The following is a 25,651-nucleotide window of genomic DNA, read 5'->3' as shown; positions in this document are numbered from 1 at the left end:
GGACAATATTTGTTGCGCGACGGTGATTGTCGGCATGCGCTGACGGGGCCGTGAGTACCAACGGACGATTTCAGGGGATGAGTGTTTGATTTATGCAACATAAATAAAACGCGGATACAAACATCGTTTTTTCGTAGTGCAGTGCAACAAACTACGCAAAACACCCGCTTTTTAGCCCTTTTTTGCACAACTGTTGTGCAATCGGCCCTAAACCACGCTAAATCGCATACAGCAAACACCGTACGCAAAAACCCCGACAGGTGTTCTACTGATTTCGACCCCTTCCCCCGCTGCTTATCGTTCAACGCACAGTTTCGGGGAAAGAAACGCCAGCGGTGCACGAATCCCGAGCGACCAGGCCGATAAAAGTTTTTGACCACGGCAAGGTCCTCACCGCCCGGCAGCCATGGCTTACAGCCCGCCCCGCTACTGACCGCTCAGGTTTTACCCAAAATAAAGGCCCCACGGCTGTGCCGTGAGGCCAGTAACAGAATCCTGTCGTTGCCGAGCACCCCTCAATCAGGCAAATGGCAACGCCGGGATTGAACTGACAGCTGGCTTATTTTGTAATTTCGCCAGCCCGAAGTACCCGATTAGCAAGCGTCGTGGCAGCGAAGCGAGCTATTTGAAGCCCCCGCATAGACGGGTTTTCCACTCGAGAAAAGAGAGAGTTACAAAATGGCATACAAGTTCCGCATTACTCAGATCGCCGCTGCAGCGATGCTGGTAGCCGGCGCAATGTCCTTCGCGGACGACGTGGTTCCTACCGCCGTTCAATCTGTCATTGGTAGCGTTACCTCCACGGGTTACTTCCGTGCAGGCTGGGGCGTCGCTGGCAAGGGCGGCACCGCTGAATGTTTTGGCGTGGGCTACGCTAAATTCCGTCTTGGTAACGAATGTGATGCCTACGCCGAAATCGGCCTGGACATCCCGGTATTCAACCAGTCCAACGGCGCGCAGTGGGTTGCCCACACCATGATCCAGGCGGATGCACCGTACTCGGATTGGGGCAGCAACAAGACCAACTTCGCACAAAACTACATCAGCGTTTCGCACTTCGGTGACGGCGCGCTGAAAGACGCAGTGCTGTGGGCCGGCCGTCGTTACTACGATCGTCCTGACCTGCACATGCTCGATTACAAGTACCTGGTCGGTGACGGCGATGGCGCTGGTATCGAAAACATCGCTCTGGGCAACAGCGGCGCGCTGTTCAGCTACGCGTTGATGCGCCCGATCGACACCGCTCACACCAACCGTACCTGGCTGGAAAACCTGTTCAAGGTTTCCAACGTGGTGGCTGGCCCGGGCGCGTTCACCTTCAACGCTGGCGCAACTTTCGGCGACAAGGCGGATGACACCGCCAACGCCAACGGCGTGATCACCCCGACTGCTGCCGCCAAGAACGGCTGGTACCTGTCCGCTGCATTCGATCACCCGGTTGCCGACCTCGGCTCCAACCGCGTGGGTCTGCAATACGGCCGTGGCGCCAACGCAACGGGTAACTTCTCGCAAGTGAACCAGTCGGCCACCACCGACGACAGCACCACCCAGATCTTCGACAACATCACGCTTGAGCCGAAGAACAGCAACTGGACCCTGATGGCCCACGCTGTTTATCGCAAAGACAAGTATGAAACCGCTGGCGATGACACCTGGTGGGCCATCGGCGCGCGTCCGCAGTATCACTTCACTGACATCTTCGGTTTCGCAACTGAAGTGGGCTACGAGTCGTTCAAGCCGGACCAAGGTTCGACCCAGACTCTGGGCAAGGTGACGTTTGCACTGACCGCAGCAGCTGGCCGTGGCGCTTATGCCCGTCCGGAACTGCGTCTGTTCTACACCTACGCCAAGTGGAACGATGCGGCCAAGAACGGCGCAATGAACAGCTTCAATTCCGACGGCACCGCTAGCGTTTACAACGGCGCGACTTCGGGCAGCTCGATCGGCGTTCAAGCAGAAGCATGGTGGTAAGTCGCAGGGCCTGATCTGCGTGTGAGCGCCAGGCGGCAACGCAAGGCGTTCATCTCGCGGGTTCCCGTCTACGGGACCAGACCACTGCATCAAAAACAACAGCCGCGTGGCCCTGGGCCATCCGGCTGTTGTTCCAGGTGGGGTTGGTGTGGGCGTAGAAGCGCCAGGTTAAACAGAAAGCCGGGCGCGGTAAGGATGTATCGAAGTGAAGTGTATGACTCTCCGCCCATTTTGCCGGCGCGCCAGCAAGCGCGTCGTTGGCGGGTTACCGGGTTGGTAATGCAGCAAAAGCATAAAAGCACATTGGTGGGGGGACTCCTGGCCCCCCATCTTTTTTTTGTGAGGGGGGCGTTGTAGCGGGGCCATTTTGCGTCCCGGCGGTGCTCGGGGTCCTCACGTACTTATGTACGCTCCGGCCCCTCCGCTCCGGCGGTACGCAAACTGACCCCACTTCAACGCCCCCGACACGGCTTTGTTGATTCGGGGCAATGCGCTGCGCTGTTGCCGAGGCCAGGTCAAAAGCTGTTGTCTCATAGGGTGGGTCAAGACCCACCACTCAGAGCCATCAAAAAGTACCTTGATTCGGGGCAATGTGCTTCGCTGTTGCCGGGGCCAGGTCAAAAGCTGTTGTTTCATAGGGTGGGTCAAGACCCACCACTCAATGCCATCAAGAAAAACGCCATCGCCATCTGCACGCGTAGCGCCTCCGTCCCGCCACCCTCACCACCGCTGATGCACATGCGGCTTGATATGCGTGTCGTAAACCTGTTTGACGGCGGCCATTTGTTCTGCGGAAAGCGGGGGCAATGCTGCTGCGGCGGCGTTGCTCTGGGCCTGGCTGGGGTTCTTCGCGCCGGGTATGGCGACGGTGATGGCGTCGAACATCAGTATCCAGCGCAGCGCCAGTTGCGCCAGCGGGATGTTGCCGGTGATGGCGCGCAGTTCTTCTACGGCTTGCAGGCCGACGTCGTACGGCACGCCGCTGAAGGTTTCGCCCACATCAAACGCTTCACCATGGCGGTTGAAGTTGCGATGGTCTTCGCGGGCAAAGCTGCTCTGTGCGGTCAACTTGCCGGTCAGCAGCCCACTGGCCAGCGGCACGCGCGCGATGATGGCCACTTGTTGCGCTTGGGCGCGTTCAAAAAAGTGCTCGGTCGGGCGTTGGCGGAACATGTTAAAGATGATCTGCACGCTGCTGATCGGGTATTCCAGCGCCTTGAGCGCTTCTTCCACTTTCTCGACCGAGACGCCATAGGCCTTCAGTTTGCCTTTGCTTACCAACTGGTCCAGCGCGGCAAAAATCTCGGGCCGATAGAACACGTCGGTGGGCGGGCAGTGCAGTTGCAGCAGATCAAGCGCATCCACTTCCAGATTGCGCAGCGAGGCATCGATATAGCCTTCGAGCGCGGCAGGGGTATAACCCGCCGACACATGCGGATTGATCTTGCGCCCGGCTTTGGTGGCCACCACCACGCCATCACGGCCACGGCTTTTCAGCACGCGCGCAATCAGTCGTTCCGAGCGGCCATCGCCATACACATCGGCGGTATCCAGAAACGTCACGCCCGCATCCAGCGCGGCGTTAAGCGCGGCCTCGGCATCACGGTCCGACACATCGCCCCAACTGCCGCCGATGGCCCATGCGCCAAAACCAATCTCACTGACAGACCAACCGGTTTTACCAAATTGACGTTGTTGCATGCTGTATTCCCAAAGAGAGCGGCGACGCCGCGCGATGGGCTTCAGTGTAGGCGGGCAGGGCGCGCTTGCACATGCAGCGGGCGGCTGCGGGATGTACAAAACGGCTGCGCAAGGGCAACAAAAAACCGGCGCGTCGCATACGGCGAGGCACCGGTTTTTTTGCCGACAATCCGGCCTGTCAGGCGTGCACGCGCTTGGCCGCGATCATATTGCCTGGCTTCAGGCGCTTGCAGGCATTGCCATCGCGATCAAACACATGGAACGCTGCGGAAGGCGCGCTGATATTGATTGCATCGCCAATCTTCACTTCACGATCACCATGACCGCGCACCACCATCGCCTGGCCGGTACTCAGCGTTAGATACAGGAAGTTGGATTCGCCCAGATGTTCCACCAGATCGACTACGCCGCTAAAGCGTTCGCTGCCGTTGTCGTCTTCCCACAAATGCTCGGCGCGGATGCCGACGTTGACGCGATCACCCACCGCGGTATTGCCGCCATACACATCTGCGCGCACGCGTTGGCCGCCAGCCAGATTGACGATCAGATGATCGGCCTCGGCCACTTCGACCACGCCTTCCAGCAAGTTCATCTTGGGCGAGCCAATAAACGTGGCCACAAACAGATTGGCCGGTTGCTGGTACAGCTCCAGCGGCGACCCGGCTTGCTGGATCAGCCCGTCGTGCATCACCACAATCTTGTCGCCCAGCGTCATGGCTTCCACCTGATCGTGCGTCACATACACGATGGTGGCTTGCAGTTCGCGATGCAGTTTGGCGATTTCCAGACGCGTCTGGACGCGCAGCGCGGCGTCGAGGTTGGACAGCGGCTCGTCAAACAAAAACAGCTTGGGCTCACGCACGATGGCGCGACCGATGGCCACGCGCTGGCGTTGCCCGCCCGACAGTTCACGCGGCAAGCGCTCCAGCAGGTGGTCAATCTTGAGAATGCGGGCGGCGTTGCGGATGCGGACATCGGCTTCGGCCTTGTCTTTGCCCGCCACCTTCAGGCCAAACGCCATGTTCTTGTACACGCTCATATGCGGGTACAGCGCGTAGCTCTGGAACACCATGGCAATACCGCGCAAAGCGGGCGGCAGATCATTAACCCGGGCGCGATCGATTTCCAGATCGCCCGCGGTAATTTCTTCCAGGCCACACACCATGCGCAGCAGCGTCGATTTGCCGCAGCCCGACGGGCCCACCAGCACGACGAATTCGCCGTCATTGATTTCCAGATTGATGCCCGACAGCACGTTGGTTTTGCCGTCGTACGATTTGGTCAGGTTTTTCAGCGAAACATGAGACATCGGTGTAACTCCAAAAGCGGGCGGCCTTGAGCGCGCCGGTATTCTTGTCGGGTGCGATTTATTTGACTGCGCCAGCGGTAATGCCGCGGATCAGTTGTCGGCTGAAGAACACGTACATGATCAGCACCGGCAGCACGGCCAGCGTCAGCGAGGCCAACACGGCGTTCCAGTTGGTCACGTACTGGCCAATAAACTGCTGCACGCCCAGCGTGACGGTTTTGGTGTCGTCACCCGGCGCCAGAATCAGCGGAAACCACAAGTCGTTCCAGATCGGCACCATGGTGAACACGGCCACGGTGGCCACGGCGGGGCGGATCAGCGGCAGCACCACCTGGAAAAAGATCTTGAATTCGCCGACGCCATCACAGCGCGCGGCCTCTTTCAGCTCTTTGGGAATCTGCTGCATGAATTCGCTCAGGATCATGATCGCCAGCGGCAAGCCTTGCGCCACATACACCAGCACCAGCGCGGTCAGCGTATTCACCAGTTGCAGGCTGACCATCAGCTTGAGGATGGACACCGTACCCAGCCGGATCGGCACCATGATGCCGAAGGCAAAAAACAGGGCCAGGATGCGGCTGCCTTTAAAACGATATTCAGCCAGGGCCCAGGCGGCCATCGCGCCAAACAGCAGAATCAGCACCAGCGAAGTAATCGTCACGATCAGGCTGTTGCCGAAGTACAGCGTAAAGTGCGACGAATGCAGCACCTTTTCAAAGCCGATCAGGCTGAAGGTTTCGCTATTGGGCAGCGCCAAGGGATCATCAAAGATGCCGGCGCGGCTTTTTAGCGAGTTGATGATGATCAGCGCAATCGGAAACAGCGCCAGCAGCGTATAGCCCGCCAGCACAATCTGCGTCAGGCCGGCGGTGGCAAAGCGGGTAGCCCCATTGTGTTTTGCTTGCATGATGGGCTCCTTAGAAGCTGAAGCGTTGCAGCTTGCGCTGGATAAAGTAGAAGTACACCGCCACGCCGCCCAGGATGACCAGGAACATCATGGTGGCCACGGCCGCGCCCATGGTCGGGCTGCCAATCTGCGACTGGTAACCAAAAAACGCGCGATAGAAATACGTGCCCAGAATATCGGTAGAGAAGTTAGGCCCGGCCAGCGCGCCTTTGACCGAATAGATCAGATCAAACGCGTTGAAGTTACCGACAAAGGTCAGGATGGTGGTCAGGCCCAGCGTGGGCAGGATCAGCGGCACGCGGATGGTCCAGAAAATGCGCCAGGCCGAGGCGCCTTCCACATACGCGGCTTCGATGATTTCATCGGGAATGGCAATCAGCGCGGCGTAGATCAGCATCATCGGGATACCCACAAACTGCCACACCGACATCAGGCTTAGCGTGTACAGCGCGGTTTCTTCCTGGCCCAGCCACGGCGCAAAAAAGTCTTGCAGATGCACCCAGCCCAGCATTTTCTCGGACACGCCCCACAGCGGCGACAAAATCAGCTGCCAGATAAAGCCGATGATCACCACCGACAGCAGCGTCGGCAGAAAAATCGCGGTCTGGTAGGCCTTGGCAAACTTCACGCCCTTGGTGCTCATCAGCGCCGCCAGCAACAGCCCCAGCGGGTTCTGGATACACATATGGATCAGAAAGAATTTGACGTTGTTGCGCATCGCATTCCAGAACCCTTCTGACCAGTTAGGGTCGCCCAGCAAGGTATGGTAGTTGAGCAGCCCGGCCCACGATTGCGCGCCGCTGTCGCTAGTGGTGAAGAAGCTGAGGCGCAATGTGTCGATCAGCGGAAACGCACTGAAGACCGCGTAGATAACGAATGCCGGCGCGAGAAACACCGCGATATGCCAGGGAAACGTGCGTTTCATGGCTGATTACTCCCTTGCGGACACCACGCGCGCGGCGTGGGTCGTATTGAATTCGGTATTGAGCGTGTTACGTGGGGTGGTGCACAGGTCAGGCAAAAACCACCTCGCCAGACAAAAAAGTGGCCGGCAGCGTTGGCCGCCGGCCCAACTCACAGTCGAGGGTAAAACATTGAATGGAGCGTTCAGGATGAAGCCCCCGCAACACACCGCCGGCATCGTTCTCCCCCGATGCAGGTGGGTGGCGCAATGGGGTGCGCCACCCGGTGCCTTACAGGTTTAAAGCATTACTGCGCCGGCTTGTACCACTTGGCCAGACCAGACTGCAGACGCGCAGCGGCATCTTTCGGCGACATCTTGCCGTTGATGACTTGCGAGTTGATGTTCCACAGCTCGTTTTCCATGTTCGGCGTGCCGCGGTTCAGAATCTGGGCGTTCACACGGATGGTGGACGCGCAGCTCTTGCGCCAGTCGAGGAATTCCTTGGCCACCGGGTCTTTAACGGCGATGGTGTGGCTGGACAGCGAGAAGAAACCCGTCACCTTGTTGGTGTACAGATCCGCAAACTCTTGCGAACCCAGCCATTCAACAAACTTGTACGCGTCTTCCTTGTTCTTCGACTTGGTGTTCACGCCCATACCCAGATCGGTGTGATCCGAGATGTAGCACTTGTCGCCAGCCTTGGGCACCGGCGGCGGGAAGGCGCCCAGCTCGAAGCCTTGCGCGTTCTGGTTGTAGTAACCGATATCCCACGAACCGGCGGCAACGATGGCGGCCTTGCCCGATGCAAACAGGTTTTGCGTATCGGCGTAGGTTTGCGCGCTGTAGCCCTTGGCCAGATACGGGCCGTATTTGGCTTCCACTTCAAACGGTTCGGTAAAGCCGGCGTCGGTGAACTTGGCCTTGCCATTGATCAACGCTTTACGGCCTTCTTCACCGTGCCAGTACGGCGCGCCGATGCTGGTGTAAACGATCTGGCTGGCTTCCCACTGGTCATTGGTGCCCAGCGCCAGCGGGGTGTATTTGCCCGACGCCTTGACCTTGTCCATCACCTTGAAGAATTCGTCGGTGGTTTTCGGCTCGTTCAGGCCCAGTTCTTTAAAGATCTTTTTGTTGTACAGAAAGCCGTGGATGACCGAGGCGATCGGTTCGCAGAAGGTGTCTTTGCCATCATCGGTTTCCCAAGCCACTTTGGCCGAAGCCGGGAAGTTTTCCAGACCCTTCTTGCCGTTCAGTTTTTCCAGCTGGCCTTTCTTGTACAGATCCAGCGACTTGTCGAACGGACGGCAGGTGATCAGGTCACCGGCGGTACCGCCCGCCAGACGTGCGTTCAGGCTGGAGTCGTATTCGGTGGGGGCGGTCGGCGCAAACTTGACGGTGACGCCCGGATATTTTTTCTGGAAGGCCGGGATCAACACTTCTTCCCACAGTGCCTTGTCATCGGTACGCCAGCTTTCAATGGTCAGGGTGCCGGCTTGCGCTGCGCCCGCTGCCAGCAGGGCTGCTACTACAGCACTGCGCAGAATATTCTTGCTATGCATTGATCGATCTCCTCAGATCCGGTTTAACAGGCAGCCAGGCCGATGCCAGCGGCGCCCTTCAACCCCGTTTGTTGGTCGGGGGGTGGCCAGAAATTAGCATCGGCCTTGACGTGACACAAAAGCGTTGTAAAAAACGTGTCATCGATGCGCAAGGTCATGATTAATAAGCAAAAACACAACACTGTGCGGCACCTGCGTGTTACGCATCATTACAGAACGATGACCGATACCGCGTTGGGGCCAGCAAATGCGCCATGCCGGGCGTGTTTCGGCGGCAGTAGGGAGCAACGCGTTTCGCAAGCAATTGCAATGTTTTTTTACAATTCAGCGGTCAACGTTACGCAACGCGTGCTAGCGCTTTATCTGCATCAATAAACAATTATGATGTCGCGTCTACAGCCGCCGCAGAGCGCGCCCGATCCGCTGATCAGGTATTGCCGTTATAGAGGGAGAACCGCCGGAATGAAGCCATTGCGCCGTCGCACGCCGGGTGCCGCCGTTTGCGCATTGCTGCTGTCCGCGTTCGTCTGTACTGCGGCGCAGGGCGCGGCGTCGATGCCCGCCAGCGCGCCCGACACGCTGAATGTATTGCACTGGTGGACATCCGCCAGCGAACGCCATGCCGCCGATTACCTGGCCGCGCGCATGCAGGAAGAAAATCTGGCGTGGCAAGACGCCGCTATCCCCGGCGGCGCGGGTGTCGGCGCGATGAAAGTGCTTAAAAGCCGCGTGTTGTCGGGCAAACCGCCCGATGTGGCGCAGTTGATTGGCCCGGCCATTTCGGAATGGGGCGATATGGGCTTGCTGCTGGAGCTCGACAACGTGTCGCGCCGCAGTGGCTGGAACGACAAGTTCTTTCCCACTGTGTGGGGCCTGATCCGCTTGCGGGGGCATTCGATGGCCGCGCCGCTGGGCATTCATCGCATCAACACGCTGCTGTACAACCAGCGCATCTTTAATCAACTCAATCTGCAACCGCCGCGCACCTGGGCCGAATTCGAGCGCGCGGCGGACAAAATCTCGCGCGCCGGTTACACGCCGCTGGCGCAAAGTACCGAAGCCTGGCAGATCACCACGCTGTTCGAAACGCTGCTACTTAGCGAAACCGGCCCCGCGTTCTATCGTGATTTGCTGGTGCGGCGTAACGCCAATGCGTGGGCTGATCCGCGCGTGCGCGTGGCGCTGGAACATCTGCGCCAGCTTAAACGCTGGATGCCGTCGCAGCTGACTGAACGCCCGTGGCAGGACGAAGCCAGCGATCTGGCGCAAGGCCGCGCCGCGATGTGGGTGATGGGTGACTGGGCCAAAGGCGAGCTGCAAGCCATGGGCCTGACCGTGGGCGAGCAGTTTGGCTGTACGCCCGTGCCCGGCACCGCCGATATGCACCTCTATAGTATCGACACGCTGGTGATGTTTACCGGCGACTACAGCAACCAGTACGCGCAAGAACGCATGGCCGCGATGGTGACTTCGCCGCAGGTGCAGGCCGGCTATAACCGCATCAAGGGCTCGGTGCCGGTGCGGCGCGATGCCGATGTCGCCAGCATGGATAGCTGTGCGCGCCAGTCGTGGACCACGTTTGCCCGCGGCGGCGCGGTGCAGGCACCCAGCCTGGTGCACCGCATGGCCACTGACGAAGCGCTGAAAGACGCCATCGTCAGCCTGATCCGACGTTATTTTATCGATGAGCACATGCCCGCCACCGAGCTGCAACGCCGGCTGGCCAACGTGGTGCGTGCCTTGTCGCAAGAAGGAAAAAGCGATGAACCGCAAGATACTGGTCGTTGATGACGACCAGAAAACCCGCGCGCTGTTAAAAGCCTATCTGGAAAAAAACCAGTACGAGGTGCGCCTGGCGCACGACGGCGCCAGCTTCATGACCGAATTCGAGCGCTACAAGGATGATCTGTCGCTGGTGATTCTGGACGTGATGCTGCCCGATACCGACGGCTTTGTGCTGTGCGCGCATATCCGCAAACGCAGCAGCATTCCGGTGATCATGCTGACCGCCAGCGCCGACGACACCGACAAGATTGTGGGCCTGGAACTGGGCGCGGATGACTATCTGGGCAAGCCGTACAACCCGCGCGAACTGCTGGCGCGCATCAAGGCGGTGCACCGGCGCGCGGGCGTGGAAAGCGGCGCGCCTCCGCGCTTTTATCGCTTTAACGGCTTTAGCCTGGATACGGTGGAGCGCACGCTGACCGACCCGGCGGGCGAGGTGGTCAAACTGACCGGGCTGGATTTTCAGTTGCTTAAATATCTGGTGGAACATCCGGGCGAAATTCTTGATCGCAGCGTGCTGGCCGAGGAAACGCGCGGCCGCGATCTGGGCCCGCTGGACCGCTCGCTGGATGTGCAAGTCAGCCGCTTGCGCCAGCGTTTGATGGATGACGGCAAACAGCCCGCCTTGATCAAAACCGTACGCGGCGCGGGCTATGTGTTCTCGGCCGAGGTCTCGACGGCGCATGGCTGAAGCCGAAGTGATCGCAAGCGCGCCACCGTTGTTGGTACGGCGCCAACGCGGCTGGCGCCGGCTGGTGCCGTCCTCGCTATTGGGGCGGCTAACGCTGGTGATGGTGGCAGGCGTGCTGATCAGCCAAGTGATTGGCAATCTGGTGTGGGCCAATCAGGTGCGGCAAAAAGCGCTGACCGAAGCCATCGATGCCGCCACGCACGTAGGCGGCAGCGCGGCCAGTGCGCTGCGGTTTTTTAAAAGCCTGCCACCGCCGTATCGCCCCATCCTGATCGACCAGTTGCGCGAAATGGGCGGCACGCGTTTTTTTGTGAGCGTAAATCGCAGCGCGGTCAGCATCGATCCCATCATGGGCAACGAGTTGGTCGACCGCGTGCGTGATCGCGTGGCGCAAACGCTGCTGCACGAATATCCACGCGCGCTGGATTACCGCGTCAGCATGGCGTGGCCCGATAAATTGCCGGTTAGCGACGACGGCGTAACGCTGGACGAGCTGCCCGATGGCTGGGTGCAGAACACGTTGGTGGTCAAGCCGCGGCCCGCGCCGATTCTGGTGATCCAGGCCGAGATCGAGCCCGATAACTGGGTGTATCTGGCCGCGCTGATGCCCGATCCGTATTTTCTGGATGCCGATAAACCGCTGCCGGTGGAGCGCCTTGGATTGCTGCTGGCCACGGTGGCGGTGGTGTTGCTGCTGTGTTTGCTGGTGGTGCGCTGGATGACGCGGCCGTTTGCGCAACTGGCCGAGGCGGCGGAGTCGTTTGGCCAAGGCGTCACCGGCGTCCCTTTGCCCGAATCGGGCAGCCGCGAATTTATCAAGACAGCACGCGCGTTTAATGCCATGCAGGCGCGCATCCAGCGTTATCTGGAAGACCGCGAACGGCTGTTTACTTCGATTTCGCACGATTTGCGCACGCCGATTACGCGGCTGAAACTGCGCGCCGAAATGCTGGATGACGAGCAGGATCGGGTGGATTTCCACGAAGACCTCGACGAGCTGGATGTGATGGTCAAAGGCGCGCTGCAATCGGTTAAAGACAGCGATATTCATGAAAACCCGGTGCATGTACGGCTGGACAAGCTGATCCAGCGGCTGGTGGATGGCGCGCATCTGGCCGGGCGCGATGTGGCGTTTGCGGCGGGGCCGGTGACAGTGCAAGCGCGGCCGCTGGCGCTCAAGCGCGCGGTGGGCAATCTGCTGGATAACGCCTTGTTTTATGGCGAGCGCGCCGAGGTGCTGATTACGCGCACCGATGCGCTGGTTGAACTGACCATTCGCGATTACGGCCCCGGCGTGCCGGAAGAAGCGCTGCCGAGCCTGTTCCAGCCGTATGTGCGGCTGGAGCATGGCCGTAGCGTTAATACCCAAGGCATGGGGCTGGGGCTGGGCATCGCGCGCAGCATCGTGCACGCGCATGGCGGCGAGCTGTTTCTGGCCAACCACGCCACCGGCGGCCTGGTCGCCACGATCTTGCTGCCCATCGGCAAACACGGCGAAGCCATCGATGAGGCATAGGGTGGGTCTGGACCCACCCAGCAAAGCCGCAGAGAAGTTCGCCGCATTATGCTTCTCCACGGCTTTGAATGGTGGGTCTTGACGGGGACGCCGAGTCCCACCCTATGAGACGGCGGCACGGGCTAACGGTCTGAGTTGGGCGACGCGCACAAACTCGGGGCTGCCGAGCGGGCCAATCCGGGCGATAATTACGGCTGTCCTGCAGGAGTGCCCATGCAAGTCCCCGAATTGATCGCTTATCTGAATGGCGCCTTTGCGCCGTTGGCCACGCTGCAAGTGCCGGTGCTGGATCGTGGGTTTCTGTTTGGTGATGGCGTGTACGAAGTCATCCCCGTCTACAGCCGCCGCCCGTTCCGTTTGCTGGAACACATCCGCCGTCTGGGCCGCAGCCTGGCCGCCGCGCGTATCGACGATCCGCATAACGAAGCGCAATGGCTGGATCTGGTGCACAAGCTGGTGGCGCAGCAGCCGTTTGAAGACCAGTCGGTGTATCTGCAAGTCACCCGCGGCCCGGCGTATCCGCGCAACCATGTGTTTCCCAACGTGGCGCAGCCGACCGTCTTTGCCTATGCCGACCCCTTGTTGCCGCCCGCACCGGCGTTGGTGCAGCAGGGCGTCAGCGCCGTCAGCGCCGATGACATCCGCTGGCTGCGTTGCAATGTCAAAGCCACCTCGCTGCTGGCCAACGTGTTGCTCCGCCAGATGGCGGCAGACGCTGGCGTGACCGAAACCGTATTATTCCGTGACGGCCTCTTGATAGAAGGCTCGGCCAGCAACATCTTCGTGGTTAAAGAGGGCCAGCTACTGGCGCCGCCACCATCGCATCTGATGCTGACCGGCATTACTTATGATCTGGTGCTGGAGCTGGCTGCAACGCACCGGATTGCTTATCAACAACGCGCAATCACCGCCGCCGAGGTGCGCGCCGCCGATGAACTCTGGTTGTCGTCGTCCAGCAAGGAACTGCTGGCGATTACCGAACTGGATGATCTGAAAATCGGCAACGGCCAACCCGGCCCCCTGTACCGTGCCATGTACCAGCACTATCTCGATTTCAAGCGCGACGTGATGCGCGCAAAGGATGTTCCATGACTACGCCGTCCCCCACTTTTACTGATCTTGATGTCCCCAAGCTGGAAAATCTGGTTGAGTTTCCGGTGCTGATTCCGGTGAAAGCCGTCAGCAAAAAGCAGGTTGAACTGGCCGATTTCCAAAGCGCGCTGATGGAAGTCACCGTCGCGCATTTCCCTGACTTTGATGCCGCGCTGGTCACCATCCGCCCCAGCAGCCAAGGCAATTACCACGCCGCCACGCTCGACATCACGTTTGACAACATCGAACAAGTGCATGCCATCGATGCCGCCCTGCGCGCGCATCCGCTGGTGCGCATGGTGCTGTAAACCAGGATTGCCGCTTTGAAGAATGACGTCAATCTGGCTGCCGACGGCGGTGTGTGGTCTGCGCATGAAACCGAAGCCTTCGGCGTGCGCATCAAACCGCTGGGCCGGCAGCCGTATGAGCCGATCTGGCATGCGATGCAGGCGTTTACCGAGGCACGGACCGACGCCACGCCCGACGAGCTGTGGCTGCTGGAACACGAGCCGGTGTACACGCTGGGCCAGGCGGGCAAGCCCGAACACATTCTGGGCGCCACCGATATCCCGCTGGTCAAGATCGACCGCGGCGGCCAGGTGACCTACCACGGCCCCGGCCAGTTGATTGCGTACACCCTGCTGGATTTGCGCCGCCGCAAGCTGGGCGTGCGCGAGTTGGTGCGCAAGCTGGAAAACAGCGTGATCGATCTGCTGGCGGACTATGACATCGCCGCCTATGGCAAAGTCGACGCCCCCGGCGTGTACGTGCGCATGCCCGAGACCGGCATCGAAGCCAAGATTGCCGCGCTGGGTTTGCGTATCCGCAATGGCTGCGCGTTTCATGGCTTGTCGCTGAACGTGGATATGGATCTGACGCCATTCAGCGGGATCAACCCGTGTGGCTATGCCGGGCTGCAAGTGGCCCAACTTTGCGATTTTGGCGTGCGCGAGACACCCGCAGCGCTGGCTGCTAGAATGGCCGCCAAAATCCTGAACCAGATCAACTGATTAACGCGCGTGCGGGCAGCCCTTGCCCAACGTGCCGCCTGGGCCACAAGCCTGGCGGAGCCGGAACGGACCATGACTGAAGAATTGAAAACCGCCTCGAACGCAGTAGGTGTCAAACACAAGGGCGAGGCCAAGACCGCGCGGATTCCGATCAAGATTGTGCCGCTGGAACAAAAGCTGAAAAAACCGGAATGGATCCGGGTGACCGCCCCCAGCCTGAACAGCCGGTTTTACGAAATCAAAGAGATTTTGCGCGAGCAAAAGCTGCACACGGTCTGCGAAGAAGCGTCCTGTCCCAATATTGGCGAATGCTTTGGCAAAGGCACCGCCACCTTCATGATCATGGGCGACATCTGCACGCGGCGTTGCCCGTTCTGCGACGTCGGCCACGGCCGCCCCAATCCGCTGGATACTGAAGAACCCAAGCACCTGGCCGAAACCATTGCCGCGCTGCGTTTGCGCTATGTGGTGGTGACCTCGGTGGATCGTGATGACTTGCGCGACGGTGGCGCCCAGCATTTTGTGGAGTGCATCAGCAACACGCGCGCGCTGAGCCCGGACACGCAGATTGAAGTGCTGGTGCCTGACTTCCGCGGTCGCCTTGATCTGGCGCTGCAAATCTTCGGCGATGGTCTGCCTGACGTGATGAACCACAATCTGGAAACCGTGCCGCGCCTGTACAAACAAGCGCGCCCGGGCTCGGATTATCTGCATTCGCTCAAGCTGCTGAAAGACTTTAAGGCCCTGTATCCGCAGGTGAATACCAAGTCCGGCATCATGGTGGGCCTGGGCGAAACCGACGAAGAAATCCTGCAGACCATGCGCGATATGCGCGATCACGACATCGACATGCTGACTATCGGCCAGTATCTGCAGCCGTCCAATGGCCACTTGCCGGTGCTGCGTTACGTGCACCCGGACACCTTCAAGATGTTTGAAGAAGAAGCCTACAAGATGGGCTTCAAGCATGCGGCGGTGGGGGCGATGGTGCGTTCGAGTTACCACGCCGACCAACAAGCGCATCACGCGGGTTTGTGATCGCCGCATGACCAGCGATCTGCCACGCCACAAGCTGACCATGACCGTGTTGATGATGCCCGAGATGGCCAATTTCTCGGGCAATGTGCACGGTGGTCAGCTGCTTAAACTCCTGGATGAAGTTGCCTACGCCTGCGCCAGCCGCTATGCCGGGACGTATGTGGTCACGCTGTCGGTGGATCAGGTGATCTTTAAACAGCCGATTCATGTGGGCGAGCTGGTGACGTTTCTGGCCAGCGTTAATTACACCGGCCGCACCTCAATGGAAATCGGCATTCGCGTGGTGGCCGAAAATGTGCGCCAACGCACTGAGCGCCATACCAATAGTTGCTACTTCACCATGGTGGCGCTCGACGACGCCGGCAAACCCGCCGCCGTGCCGGTGCTGACCCCCGAAAACGACATCGAACAAGCCCGCTGGACCCAAGCCGAAGCCCGCCGGGCTGCGCGATTAAAAGCATAGGGTGGGTCTCGGCGTCCCCGTCCAGACCCACCAACCAAAGCCGCTGCAAAGATCACCGCACCATGCTGATCAATGGCTTTGAGCGGTGGGTCATGACCCACCCTATTGCTGCAGCGGTATTTTAATGATCATCTGCAGCCCGCCTTCGGGGCGGTTCATCGCTTTGATGCTGCCGCCGTGCGCTTGCACCGCGCGTTGCGCGATCGCCAACCCCAGTCCGTGTCCCGGTTGGCGGTTCGCCCCATCCAGCGTCACAAACGGCTGAAACATCTGCTCCAGTTGCCCCTCCGGTACGCCCGGCCCCTGGTCGGCCACGGCAATCTCCAGAAACGCCTCGCCGCGCAAATGCGCCGCCACAATCACGCGCTGGCCCGCGGTCGAATATTTGATCGCGTTGCGGATCACGTTTTCCACCGCGCGGTACATCGGCTCAGCGCGTCCGCGCAAGATAATCTCGCGGCTATCCAGCGCCGCATCGCGCGCCAGATCAATCTGCACGCCCGCGTTGTTGGCCTCAAAGCGCGCGTCATCGACGATGGCGTCCAGCAATTCAATCACATCAAAATAATGGTCCGGATCGCCTTCGCCTGCGGCTTCCAGCCGTGACAAGGTCAGCAGCTCGCCCACCAGTTCATCCAGCCGGTGCGATTCGCGCTCGATGCGATCCAGACTGTTGGTCATGTTCTCCGGCTGTTGCCGCGCCAGACCCACCGCCACCTGCAATCGCGCCAAGGGGGAACGCAGCTCGTGCGACACATCGTGCAGCAGTTGTTGCTGCGAATTCACCAGCTGCTTCAAGCGCTCTGCCATGCGATCAAAATCATGGCCCAGATCGGCGATCTCATCGCGGCGGCGGCCCATGCGCGGCGCGATACGCTCGTCCAGATCGCCATTGGCCACGCGATCAAACGCGCGCTGCAACAAGCGGATGGGCCGGGTTAGATAGAACGCCAGCAACGCGCTAAATACCAGGCTACCCAGCCCGCCCAACCACAGAATCTGCGGTGGCAGCCACGCACCGGGCGGCGGCGTACGGCGCGCGCGATTCTCGTCGTAGGTCATGAACACCAGCAGCGGCTGGCCTTGCGGCGTGGTCACGCGGATGACGCTGGAGAAATCCTGTGGGTCGCGGCGATCATGGCCGTCCGGCCCGCCCACCGGCCCCGGCGATTGCGTCGGGTTGGCCAATATCTGCCGTGCCATTTTCAGCGCTGCGGGCGGCACCGGGCGGCTGAGGACGTCGTGGTCGTTGTCATCCACCACCAGCAGATTGCCGCGCATGAACTTGGACCAATGCCGCGATACCTCGGTCAACGCGGGCACGCCGCCGTATTGCAGCACGGCGGCGGCGGAATTGGTGATGCTGGAAACGCGTGGATCGGTGGCCAACGCCTCGCGCACCACCGCGCTGCGTTGCTCGTCGTAAATGGCAAACACTGCGGCCACGGCAAAAAAGCCCGCAATCAGCGTCACCCAGAACAGCAGCAAAATCTTCCAGAACAGCCGGCCGCGTGGCAGAAACGAGGGCGAGAACGGCTTCATTCGGGCTGCCATTGGTAGCCAATGCCACGCACGGTCTGGATGGGGGAGCGGCCATCGGCGTAATTGCCCAGCTTTTGCCGCAGATTGCTCATATGCACGTCCACGCTGCGGTCATAGCGCGTGTGCGGGCGGCCCAATGCCTGCTCGCACAGCTCATTCTTGTTCAGCACTTTGCCCTGCGCCTTTAACAGCATTTCCAACAGATTGAATTCGGAACTGGTCAGATCAAGCGCGGTGCCGGCCCATTCGGCGCGCCGGTAGGCGGGGTTCAGTTCCAGCGGGCCCGAGCGCAACGGTGCGCCGCTGTCTTCCGCCACTTCCACGTTGCCGGTGCGGCGCAGAATAGCGCGCAGCCGCGCGACCAGCTCGCGCGGCTGACAGGGCTTGGGCACGTAATCATCCGCGCCCAGCTCCAGCCCGATAATGCGGTCGATATCGTCGCCCTTGGCGGTCAGCATGATCACCGGCATGCGGCTTTTTTCGCGGATATGTCGCAGCGTTTCAATGCCGCCCTGGCGCGGCATCATCACATCCAGCACGGCAATGGCGTACTGGCCCGAAAGCGCGGCCGTCACGCCCGCTTCACCATCGTGTACCGCGTCGGCCTCAAAACCCTCGGTGGCGAGGTATTCGGCCAGCATGGTGCAAAGCTCGACATCATCATCGACCAGCAAAATACGCATGGCGCGGTCCTTTGACTTTTATGTAGTGATCACGCTCACATCTTCGCCGATCCGGTTGCAATCCACCAAGTGAAGCGGCCCGCATTTACGCAATCTTTTCACTCCGTTGACCCCGGTTTACGAGACGTCGTCGCATAGTGACATCACGGCAAACGGACAAGGCGCCGCATACAAACGCACAGCCATCCGCCGCCATCTAACAGGAGGTGCCCCATGTTTAAGTTGAATGCAAAACGTCTGCTTGTTGCTTCGGGTCTGGTTCTGGGTCTGAGCGCAGGCGCATCGATGGCCAACCCGCACGTTTCCGTCAGCATTGGCCTGGGCGTGCCCGTCGCTCCCGTCGTGGTCGGGTATCAGCCCGCACCGGTTTATGTCGCACCGCGTCCGGTTTATGTGCGGCCCGCCCCGGTGTACGTCGCGCCACGTCCGATCTATGTGCAACCGCGTCCGGTCGCGTATTACCCACCGCGTGGCGGCTATTACGGCGGTCGGCCCCACTTTGATGACCGCGGCCGTAACGGCTGGGACCATCACGACGGCCATGACGACCACCGCGATCACGACCGTCGCTGATACAGCCGACACAGAACTTTACTCAGGCTTTTCATTGAGTTAACCCACCTTAACAATCGCCCGGTGCACACTGTGAACTGAGCAATAAACACTTGGCGACAGCGCCGCCATCGCGGCCTCGCCCGGTTGATCCGAACCCATAAAACCCTCAGAGGTGAAAGATGATGATCCGTACTCTCTTTGCAACCGCACTGATTTCTTCTTCGTTGCTGGCTGGTGTGGCGCTGGCTGATCAAACCCCGCCGCCCCCGCCGCAAGCAGGCAGCGCGCCGCAAGCCGGCGAGCACCATGGCTGGGGCCCGCGTGGTCCGCAAGGCAAGGAAGGCCCGGGCCGTGAAGGCTTCCGTGGCGAACATGGTCCGCGTGGCGGCTTGATGCTGGCTGGCCTGGATCTGACCGATGCCCAGCGCGACCAGATCTGGAAACTGCACTACGCCGCCGAGCCGACCGCCCACACCCAGTTTGAAACGCTGCGTAAAACGCATAAGGCGCTGCGTGATCTGCTGCAATCAAACGACTATTCGGATGCCAAGGCGCAGCAACTGGTGCAGCAACAAGCCCAGGCGCAGGCCACGCTGGAACTGAACCGCATCAAGACGCAACGCGCCGTGCTGGCGCTGCTGACGCCGGAGCAAAAGCAGAAGCTGCAAGAGCGCATGAAAGACCGCGCCGAACATGGCCCGGAACACGGCGGCCCTGGCGGCTGGGACAAGCGTGCCGATAACGATGGCCCACGCGGCCCGCAAGGCCCGCAGGATCTGCCCAACGACGATTAAGTCGATCTGAGCGCAGCACTGTAATCCACGCAAAAAAACGGAGCCGGTTAGCTCCGTTTTTTTATGCCTGCAACGCTCGTAACAATCGCGACTGGAGCAATTTCTATTGTAAGTATTACGAATATCGGCTGGCCGTTACCGCCCGCAAATCAAGCAAATGCCCTGGAATTCAAAAAATTTGCCGCTATAACGCAATTTATCCAATAAAACTTACTTTCTGTTGATGTGGATGGTAAGTGGATAGAGACTGGCGGGCCCGAGGTTGTGCTCGCGATCAAACAGCGACAAGCCGCTTCCGGGACGCATCATGAAAACAACCAGCCGCCGCGCATCGCGCCCATCCATACGTCATTTTGCCCTGCGCGCCATTTCCAGCGCCTTGCTGGTGGAGTTCAGCGGCCAGGCGTTGGCGATCACCACCTTGCCCAGCGGCGGGCAGCAGACTGTCAATAGCGATACTGCCTACCAGGTGCTGGCGGGCACCTCCATCTCCGGTAATAGCGCCGTCATCGTCAATGGCGTCGCCCCGGTCAGTTTCTCGAATGCTGGCACATTGGTGGCCACTTATGGCTTGGGCGCGGGTTTGCAACTGGCGGCGCAAGGCACAATCACCAATGAAATCGGCGGCGTGATCGGCGGCATCGGCTACGCGGTACAGATGAGCAGCCTGAATGCCAATCTGATCAATTACGGTGAGATTTACGCAATATCTTCCAATCCGGTGTATTACGGCGCGAATACCAGCGGGCAATTCGACAATTACGGCACCATCAACCAGAGTGCGCCAGCGTCCAGCACCGCCGACGTCGTGCTTGATGTGTCGAGTAATCTGGTCACCATCAATAACCACGCTGGCGCCATCATGAACTCGGGCCCGGCCAATTCCTTCAATCGGGGCCTCAACCAGAGCGCCGGGCAAACCGTAGTGCAGAACGACGGCGTCATCGCCACTGGGCGTGAGGCCATTTATCTGACCAATGCGGCAACCACCACACTGACCAATAGCGTGAGCGGTTCAATCTCATCGCGCGTGGCGCCAGCGATCATGTTGGCTAGCGGCAGCCAGGTCAGCAATTACGGCGCGATTTCGACCAGCGGGACGGGTGTTCCCGTTATTTTGCTGACGGGTTCAAACAATGCCGTGACCTTGGGCGCGGGGTCGGTGCTCAGCAGCCCGTCCAACGTCAATGTTCGCAGTCAGGGCACCGGCAATACCCTCACGCTGACTGGCGTCAACACGCAAGCGGGCGATTTCACCAGCGACACCACCGCCAACGGTTTTTCGTCGCTCACCGTTGCCGCCAGCGGCGACTGGACGCTCACCGGCAACGTCAGCCTGGGCGGCACCAGCGCCAGTACGCTCAATGTGCTAGGCAGTCTCACGCTGGGTGGCGCGGTTACGCAAAACGGCAGCGGCGGCGGCACCACCATTGCATCCGGCGGTGTGCTCAAGCTGGTTGATGGCCCGGCCGGCGGCTCGGTCAATGGCGCGATCGCCAACGATGGCGATATCTACTTTAACCGCAGCCTGGATATGGGCCTGATCACCGGTATTACCGGAACAGGCAATGTCACCCAGTCCGGCCCCGGCACACTCACGGTATTGACCGCGCAGAGTTATACCGGCGCGACCACCGTCGCGGGCGGGACGCTGGCATTGGGCGTAGTCGACGCGCTGGCCAATAGCGGCAGTGTGCAGGTGGCGTCTGGCGGGACGCTGGACCTGACCAGCAAAGCGCAAAGCGTGCATAACCTGTCAGGCGGCGGCAGCGTGCTGCTGGGCTCGGGCACGCTGACGGATTCGGCGGATGTGGACGGCTCGTTTGACGGCGTGATCGCGGGGACCGGCGCATTCACCAAGTCCGGCAACGCCGTACTGACGCTGACCGGCAATAACACCGCCACTGGCGTCACCACCATCAGCAGCGGCACGCTGCAACTGGGCGCGGGCGGCACCACGGGCGCGGTGGCCGGGGATATCGTCAATGCCGGCACGCTCACTATCAATCGCAGCGACGCCGTCGTGTTGTCCGGCGCGCTCACCGGCACTGGCACGCTTAACCAGAACGGCAGCGGCATCACCACGCTCAGCCGCGCCACCAGCGCCGGTGCGGTCAACGTCAACGATGGCAAGCTGGTGTTTGGCCAGAGTGGCGTATTCAACGGCGCCAGCATGAATGTGGGGAGTAGCGGCCAGGCCGTGCTGGGCAGCGCCGGGCAACTGGCCTTTAGTGGCGCGTTGACGCTCGAAGGCACGCTGACCGTGGGGTCGAACTACGCGGTGCCCCTGGTGACGGCCGACACGACCACGCTGGGCATCTCTTCCATCCTGGACATCAGCGGCTTCTCCGCCATTTCGCCCGCCAAGGCCAGCGAGCTGGCGGGGGATCGCATTCTGGTGCTGCAAACCACCAATGGCATCAGCGGCAACTTCGGCGTGGTTAACCTTAATGGTGCGACCGCCAACCATGATTACCTGGTAGCGCGCGGTGAGCTTTCGAGCGACAGCAAAAGCTACAGCGTCGGCACCGCCCTGGCCTGGACCGCGGGTGATCCCTCCGGCTATGGCACGTTTACGTTGCAAGACGCGACCGATGCCTTCGAAGTGGATGTGGCGCTGGCCAACCAGTCCGCCAACGCCAATACCGGTTGGGATGGCCAGACCTTGACCAAGGGCGGGGCGGGCACGCTGACGCTGTCCGCCGCCAACACGTATACCGGCGAAACCCGCGTCAACGCAGGCACGCTGTCGCTAACCCGTGCCGACAATATCAACAGCACCAGCGCGGTGGTGGTCGCCAGCGGCGCGACGCTGAATACCAATAACACCCATCAGTTTCTGAATAACCTCAGTGGCGCAGGCAACGTGGTGGGGGGAAGCAACACCACGGTGCTGCGCAACACGGCGGATACCGAGTTTGCGGGCGTATTAAGTGGCTCGGGGCCGATCTCCAAGGTCGGCGCTGGCAAGATGATCCTGAGTGGCGCCAATACCGCCACCGGCAACGCCAATATTGCTGATGGCACGTTGCAGATCGGCAACGGTGGCGCAACGGGCGGCATCGGCGGGGCCCACCCGGGTTTTACCTTGAGCGGCACGTTGATCGTAGACCTGAGCAGTGACTATGCCGCCACGGTGTTCGGCGGCGGCAGCTTTATCCAGGCGGGCAGCGGCACCACCACGTTGAGCGGCGGCCAGGCAGGCGCGATCAACGCCAACGCAGGCAAGCTGGTGTTTGGTCAGACGGGCGTATTTAACACCGGCACGCTGGCGGTTTCGGGCGGCGCCATCGCCGAACTGGGCAGCGCTGCACGCGTGGCCGCGACGGGCGCAGTGACGGTGGATGGCACGCTGAACGTGGCCGCCGCCAGTGGCGCAGCGTTGATCAGCGCCGACAGCGCCACGCTGGGCGCGGCCTCGGTGCTTAATGTCAGCGGTCTGACCAGCGCGATTGCCAAAGCCAGCGATCTGGCCGCCACGCAGACCCTGGTGCTGCAAACCACCAACGGCATCAGCGGCAGCTTTGCGACGGTCAATCTGGGCGGTCCGGGCGCGAATTATCTGGTTAACAGCGGCGCGCTGTCGGCGGATAGCAAAAGTTATCGCGTTGGCACCGGCCTGGCGTGGACCAGCGCTGGCCCAGCCGCCAATGGCGTGTTTACGCTGCCGCTGTCCAGTGCCGCATTTAATGTGGACGTGGCATTGGCCAACCAGAGCGCCAATGGCGTCACCGGCTGGGATGGCCAGACCTTGACCAAAGCAGGCCTGGGCACACTGACCTTGTCCGCCGCCAACAGCTACACCGGCGCAACGCAGATCAATGCGGGCACGCTTGGCACCGGCATCGTCAACAGCATCGCCAGTAGTAGCGGCGTGGCTGTGGCCAGTGGCGCGACGTTGAATCTCAATGGCTTTGATCAGAGCGTGCAGGCGTTAACGGGCACCGGCGCGGTTGCGCTGGGCAGCGCCACGCTGACTATCAATAACGCCGCCGCCGCCGACGAGTTTGCCGGCGTAATCAGTGGCACCGGCGGTGTGAGCAAAACGGGCAGCGCTACCTTGGTGCTGAGCGGCAACAACAACTACAGCGGCCAGACCAACGTGACGGCAGGGACGCTGCAGATCGGCAATGGCGGTACGTCCGGTGGCGTGGCGGGTGCGATCAATAATGCGGCCACGCTGGCCATCAACCGCAGCGACGCCTATACGCTGGCGGGCGCGCTGTCGGGTAGCGGGGTGTTTAACCAGAACGGCAGCGGCGCCACCACGCTGGCGCAAGTCGGCACGCAAGGCGATATCAACGTCAACGCAGGCGCGCTGACCTTCGGCCAGACCGGCAGCTTTAACGCGGCCAATGTCAGCGCCGCCAGCGGCACGACATTAACGCTGGGCAATAACGCGCGCCTGGCCGCCACCGGCGCGGTCAATATTGATGGCACGCTGGGCGTAAGCGTTTCAACCAGCGCCCCGCTGATCACGGCCGCCTCGGCCACGCTGGGTGCGGGTTCGGCGCTGACGGTAGCAGGCTTTGCCGCAGATACCTCCAACAAGGCCAGCATGCTGTCGGGCAGCCGCACCATCGTGCTGCAAACCACCGGCGGCATTACGGGCGACTTTGCCAGCGTTAACCTGGGCAGCGTGACCGCGCCTGCGGATTACCTGGTGCTGGAAGGCGAAAAATCGGCCGATAGCAATAGCTATAGCGTGGGCACTGCGCTGGCGTGGACTTCGGCAGGCACCGCGGCCAATGGCACGTTTACGTTAACGCAGCCCAGTGATGCCTTCGAAGTGGATGTGGTGCTGGCCAACCAGAGCGCCAATCCGCTCACCAGTTGGGATGGCCAGACGCTTACCAAAGCGGGCGCGGGCACGCTCAACGTGTCGGCGCTTAATACTTATACCGGCGCAACGCAGATCAACGCAGGCACGCTCAAGACCGGCGTCGCCAACAATCTGGGGCAGAGCAGCGGCGTGGCGGTGGCCAGTGGCGCAACGCTGAATCTGGCCGGTTTCAATCAGAGCCTGCAGCAGCTGACCGGGGCGGGCAATGTCACGCTGGGCAGCGCCACGCTGACCGTTAACAACGCGGTGGCCGATACGTTTGGCGGGGTGATTGCGGGCAGCGGCAATGTGCTTAAAACCGGCGCGGGTGTGCTCAGCCTGACCGGGGCCAACGCGTGGACGGGCGGCACGACCGTCAGCGCCGGCACTCTACAGATCGGCAACGGCGGCACCTCGGGCAGCGTGGCGGGGGCGATCAACAACGCCGCGACGCTGGTCGTTAACCGCAGCGATGCCTATACGCTGGCCGGGGCGTTGTCCGGCACCGGGGTGTTCAACCAGAACGGCAGCGGCACCACCACGCTGGCGCAGGTCGGCACGCAGGGGGCGGTCAACGTCAATGCGGGCGGGCTGACGTTCGGGCAGACGGGCACCTTTAACGCGGCCAGTCTCACTGTGGCGACCGGCGCAACCGCCACGATCGGGGGCGCGGCGTTTCTGAATGCCACCGGCGCGGTCAATATCGACGGCACGCTGGGCGTGAGTGTTGCCACCGGCGCGCCGTTGATCACCGCCGCGACGGCCACCCTGGGCGCGAATTCGGCGCTGAATGTGGCGGGCTTTGCCGCCGACACCTCCAACAAGGCCAGCGACCTCGGCGACAGCCGCACCACCGTGCTGCAGACCACGGGTGGCATCAGCGGCGACTTTGCCAGCGTCAACCTGGGTGGCGCGTCGGCCGGCGGCGATTATCTGGTGGTGGAAGGGGCGAAGTCGCCTGATAACAACAGCTACAGCGTGGGCACCACGCTGGCGTGGACCTCCAATGGCGCATCCGCCAACGGCAGCTTTACCCTGACCCAGCCCACCGATGCGTTTGAAGTCGACGTGGTGCTGGCCAACCAGGCCGCCAATCCGAACACCGGCTGGGATGGCCAGACGCTGACCAAAGCCGGGGCGGGCACGCTGACCTTGTCGGCGCTCAACAGCTACAGCGGCGCCACCGTCGTCAACGCGGGCAAGTTGCAACTGGCCATGGCCGACAGCATCCTGCAGAGCAGCGCGGTGACGGTGGCCGCTGGCGCGACGGTGGCGCTGGGCAACAGCAACCAGACCTTCAACCGCCTGA

General features: G+C 61.1%; 19 protein-coding genes. 12 read left to right on the top strand and 7 right to left on the bottom strand.

Annotated features, from left to right (window positions below):
- The first annotated feature begins 678 nt into the window (after positions 1–678).
- A complete protein-coding gene (locus WG78_RS07500) occupies positions 679–1,971 on the top strand; it encodes a carbohydrate porin (RefSeq protein WP_053937187.1) in 1,293 nt (430 codons plus the stop codon).
- Between the two features lie 720 nt (positions 1,972–2,691).
- Here the strand turns inward: WG78_RS07500 and WG78_RS07495 are convergent.
- From WG78_RS07495 to WG78_RS07475, 5 genes are all read right to left on the bottom strand, one after another.
- Entirely contained in the window at positions 2,692–3,672 is a 981-nt protein-coding gene (locus tag WG78_RS07495) for an aldo/keto reductase (protein WP_053937186.1), read from the bottom strand.
- A gap of 178 nt (positions 3,673–3,850) precedes the next feature.
- A complete protein-coding gene (locus tag WG78_RS07490) occupies positions 3,851–4,981 on the bottom strand; it encodes an ABC transporter ATP-binding protein (protein WP_053937185.1) in 1,131 nt (376 codons plus the stop codon).
- 58 nt (positions 4,982–5,039) lie between these two features.
- Positions 5,040–5,888 carry a carbohydrate ABC transporter permease gene (locus WG78_RS07485; RefSeq protein ID WP_053937184.1) on the bottom strand — a complete coding sequence of 283 codons (849 nt, stop codon included), beginning with the start codon at positions 5,886–5,888 and terminating at the stop codon, positions 5,040–5,042.
- Positions 5,889–5,898: 10 nt separating this feature from the next.
- On the bottom strand, positions 5,899–6,813 hold the full coding sequence (locus tag WG78_RS07480; RefSeq protein ID WP_053937183.1) for a carbohydrate ABC transporter permease: 915 nt from the start codon (positions 6,811–6,813) through the stop codon (positions 5,899–5,901).
- 284 nt (positions 6,814–7,097) lie between these two features.
- Positions 7,098–8,351: an ABC transporter substrate-binding protein gene (locus tag WG78_RS07475; RefSeq protein ID WP_053937182.1), complete on the bottom strand. Its 1,254-nt coding sequence runs from the start codon at positions 8,349–8,351 to the stop codon at positions 7,098–7,100.
- A 462-nt stretch (positions 8,352–8,813) separates the two neighbouring features.
- Here WG78_RS07475 and WG78_RS07470 point away from each other — a divergent pair, with 462 nt between their 5' ends.
- The 8 genes from WG78_RS07470 (at position 8,814) to WG78_RS07435 (ending at position 15,946) form a co-directional block, all read left to right on the top strand.
- Positions 8,814–10,139 carry an ABC transporter substrate-binding protein gene (locus WG78_RS07470; protein WP_083458853.1) on the top strand — a complete coding sequence of 442 codons (1,326 nt, stop codon included), beginning with the start codon at positions 8,814–8,816 and terminating at the stop codon, positions 10,137–10,139.
- The gene (locus WG78_RS07465; protein WP_053937181.1) at positions 10,114–10,827 is read left to right on the top strand and encodes a response regulator; all 714 of its coding nucleotides are present in this window, start codon (positions 10,114–10,116) and stop codon (positions 10,825–10,827) included. The genes WG78_RS07470 and WG78_RS07465 overlap by 26 nt, the downstream gene beginning before the upstream one ends.
- Positions 10,820–12,343 (top strand): ATP-binding protein, encoded by a 1,524-nt coding sequence (locus WG78_RS07460; protein ID WP_201782390.1) that lies wholly within the window; start codon positions 10,820–10,822, stop codon positions 12,341–12,343. The genes WG78_RS07465 and WG78_RS07460 overlap by 8 nt, the downstream gene beginning before the upstream one ends.
- A gap of 213 nt (positions 12,344–12,556) precedes the next feature.
- Positions 12,557–13,435, top strand: coding sequence for a D-amino acid aminotransferase (locus tag WG78_RS07455; RefSeq protein ID WP_053937179.1), 879 nt, complete (start codon positions 12,557–12,559; stop codon positions 13,433–13,435).
- Positions 13,432–13,743: a YbeD family protein gene (locus WG78_RS07450; RefSeq protein WP_053937178.1), complete on the top strand. Its 312-nt coding sequence runs from the start codon at positions 13,432–13,434 to the stop codon at positions 13,741–13,743. The genes WG78_RS07455 and WG78_RS07450 overlap by 4 nt, the downstream gene beginning before the upstream one ends.
- An 84-nt stretch (positions 13,744–13,827) precedes the next feature.
- Positions 13,828–14,445 (top strand): lipoyl(octanoyl) transferase LipB, encoded by a 618-nt coding sequence (gene lipB, locus WG78_RS07445; RefSeq protein ID WP_053937278.1) that lies wholly within the window; start codon positions 13,828–13,830, stop codon positions 14,443–14,445.
- Between the two features lie 72 nt (positions 14,446–14,517).
- Entirely contained in the window at positions 14,518–15,483 is a 966-nt protein-coding gene (gene lipA, locus WG78_RS07440) for a lipoyl synthase (RefSeq protein ID WP_053937177.1), read from the top strand.
- A gap of 7 nt (positions 15,484–15,490) precedes the next feature.
- On the top strand, positions 15,491–15,946 hold the full coding sequence (locus tag WG78_RS07435; RefSeq protein ID WP_053937176.1) for an acyl-CoA thioesterase: 456 nt from the start codon (positions 15,491–15,493) through the stop codon (positions 15,944–15,946).
- Positions 15,947–16,048: 102 nt separating this feature from the next.
- Here the strand turns inward: WG78_RS07435 and WG78_RS07430 are convergent, their stop codons facing one another.
- Both WG78_RS07430 and WG78_RS07425 read right to left on the bottom strand, forming a co-directional pair.
- Positions 16,049–17,488, bottom strand: coding sequence for an ATP-binding protein (locus tag WG78_RS07430; RefSeq protein WP_053937175.1), 1,440 nt, complete (start codon positions 17,486–17,488; stop codon positions 16,049–16,051).
- A complete protein-coding gene (locus WG78_RS07425) occupies positions 17,485–18,171 on the bottom strand; it encodes a response regulator transcription factor (protein WP_053937174.1) in 687 nt (228 codons plus the stop codon). The genes WG78_RS07430 and WG78_RS07425 overlap by 4 nt, the downstream gene beginning before the upstream one ends.
- Positions 18,172–18,384: 213 nt before the next feature.
- Between WG78_RS07425 and WG78_RS07420 the strand changes: the two genes are divergently transcribed.
- From WG78_RS07420 to WG78_RS07410, 3 genes are all read left to right on the top strand, one after another.
- Positions 18,385–18,744, top strand: coding sequence for a hypothetical protein (locus WG78_RS07420; protein WP_053937173.1), 360 nt, complete (start codon positions 18,385–18,387; stop codon positions 18,742–18,744).
- A 164-nt stretch (positions 18,745–18,908) separates the two neighbouring features.
- A complete protein-coding gene (locus WG78_RS07415; protein WP_083458862.1) occupies positions 18,909–19,520 on the top strand; it encodes a Spy/CpxP family protein refolding chaperone in 612 nt (203 codons plus the stop codon).
- A gap of 307 nt (positions 19,521–19,827) precedes the next feature.
- Positions 19,828–25,651, top strand: a 5,824-nt coding sequence (locus WG78_RS07410) for a beta strand repeat-containing protein (RefSeq protein WP_201782389.1), incomplete at its 3' end; no start/stop codon positions are given.

Source organism: Amantichitinum ursilacus (genome assembly GCF_001294205.1).
Lineage (GTDB): Bacteria > Pseudomonadota > Gammaproteobacteria > Burkholderiales > Chitinibacteraceae > Amantichitinum > Amantichitinum ursilacus.
The sequence above is the reverse complement of the archived record's forward strand: the minus strand, read 5'-3'. Positions and strand labels throughout refer to the sequence as shown.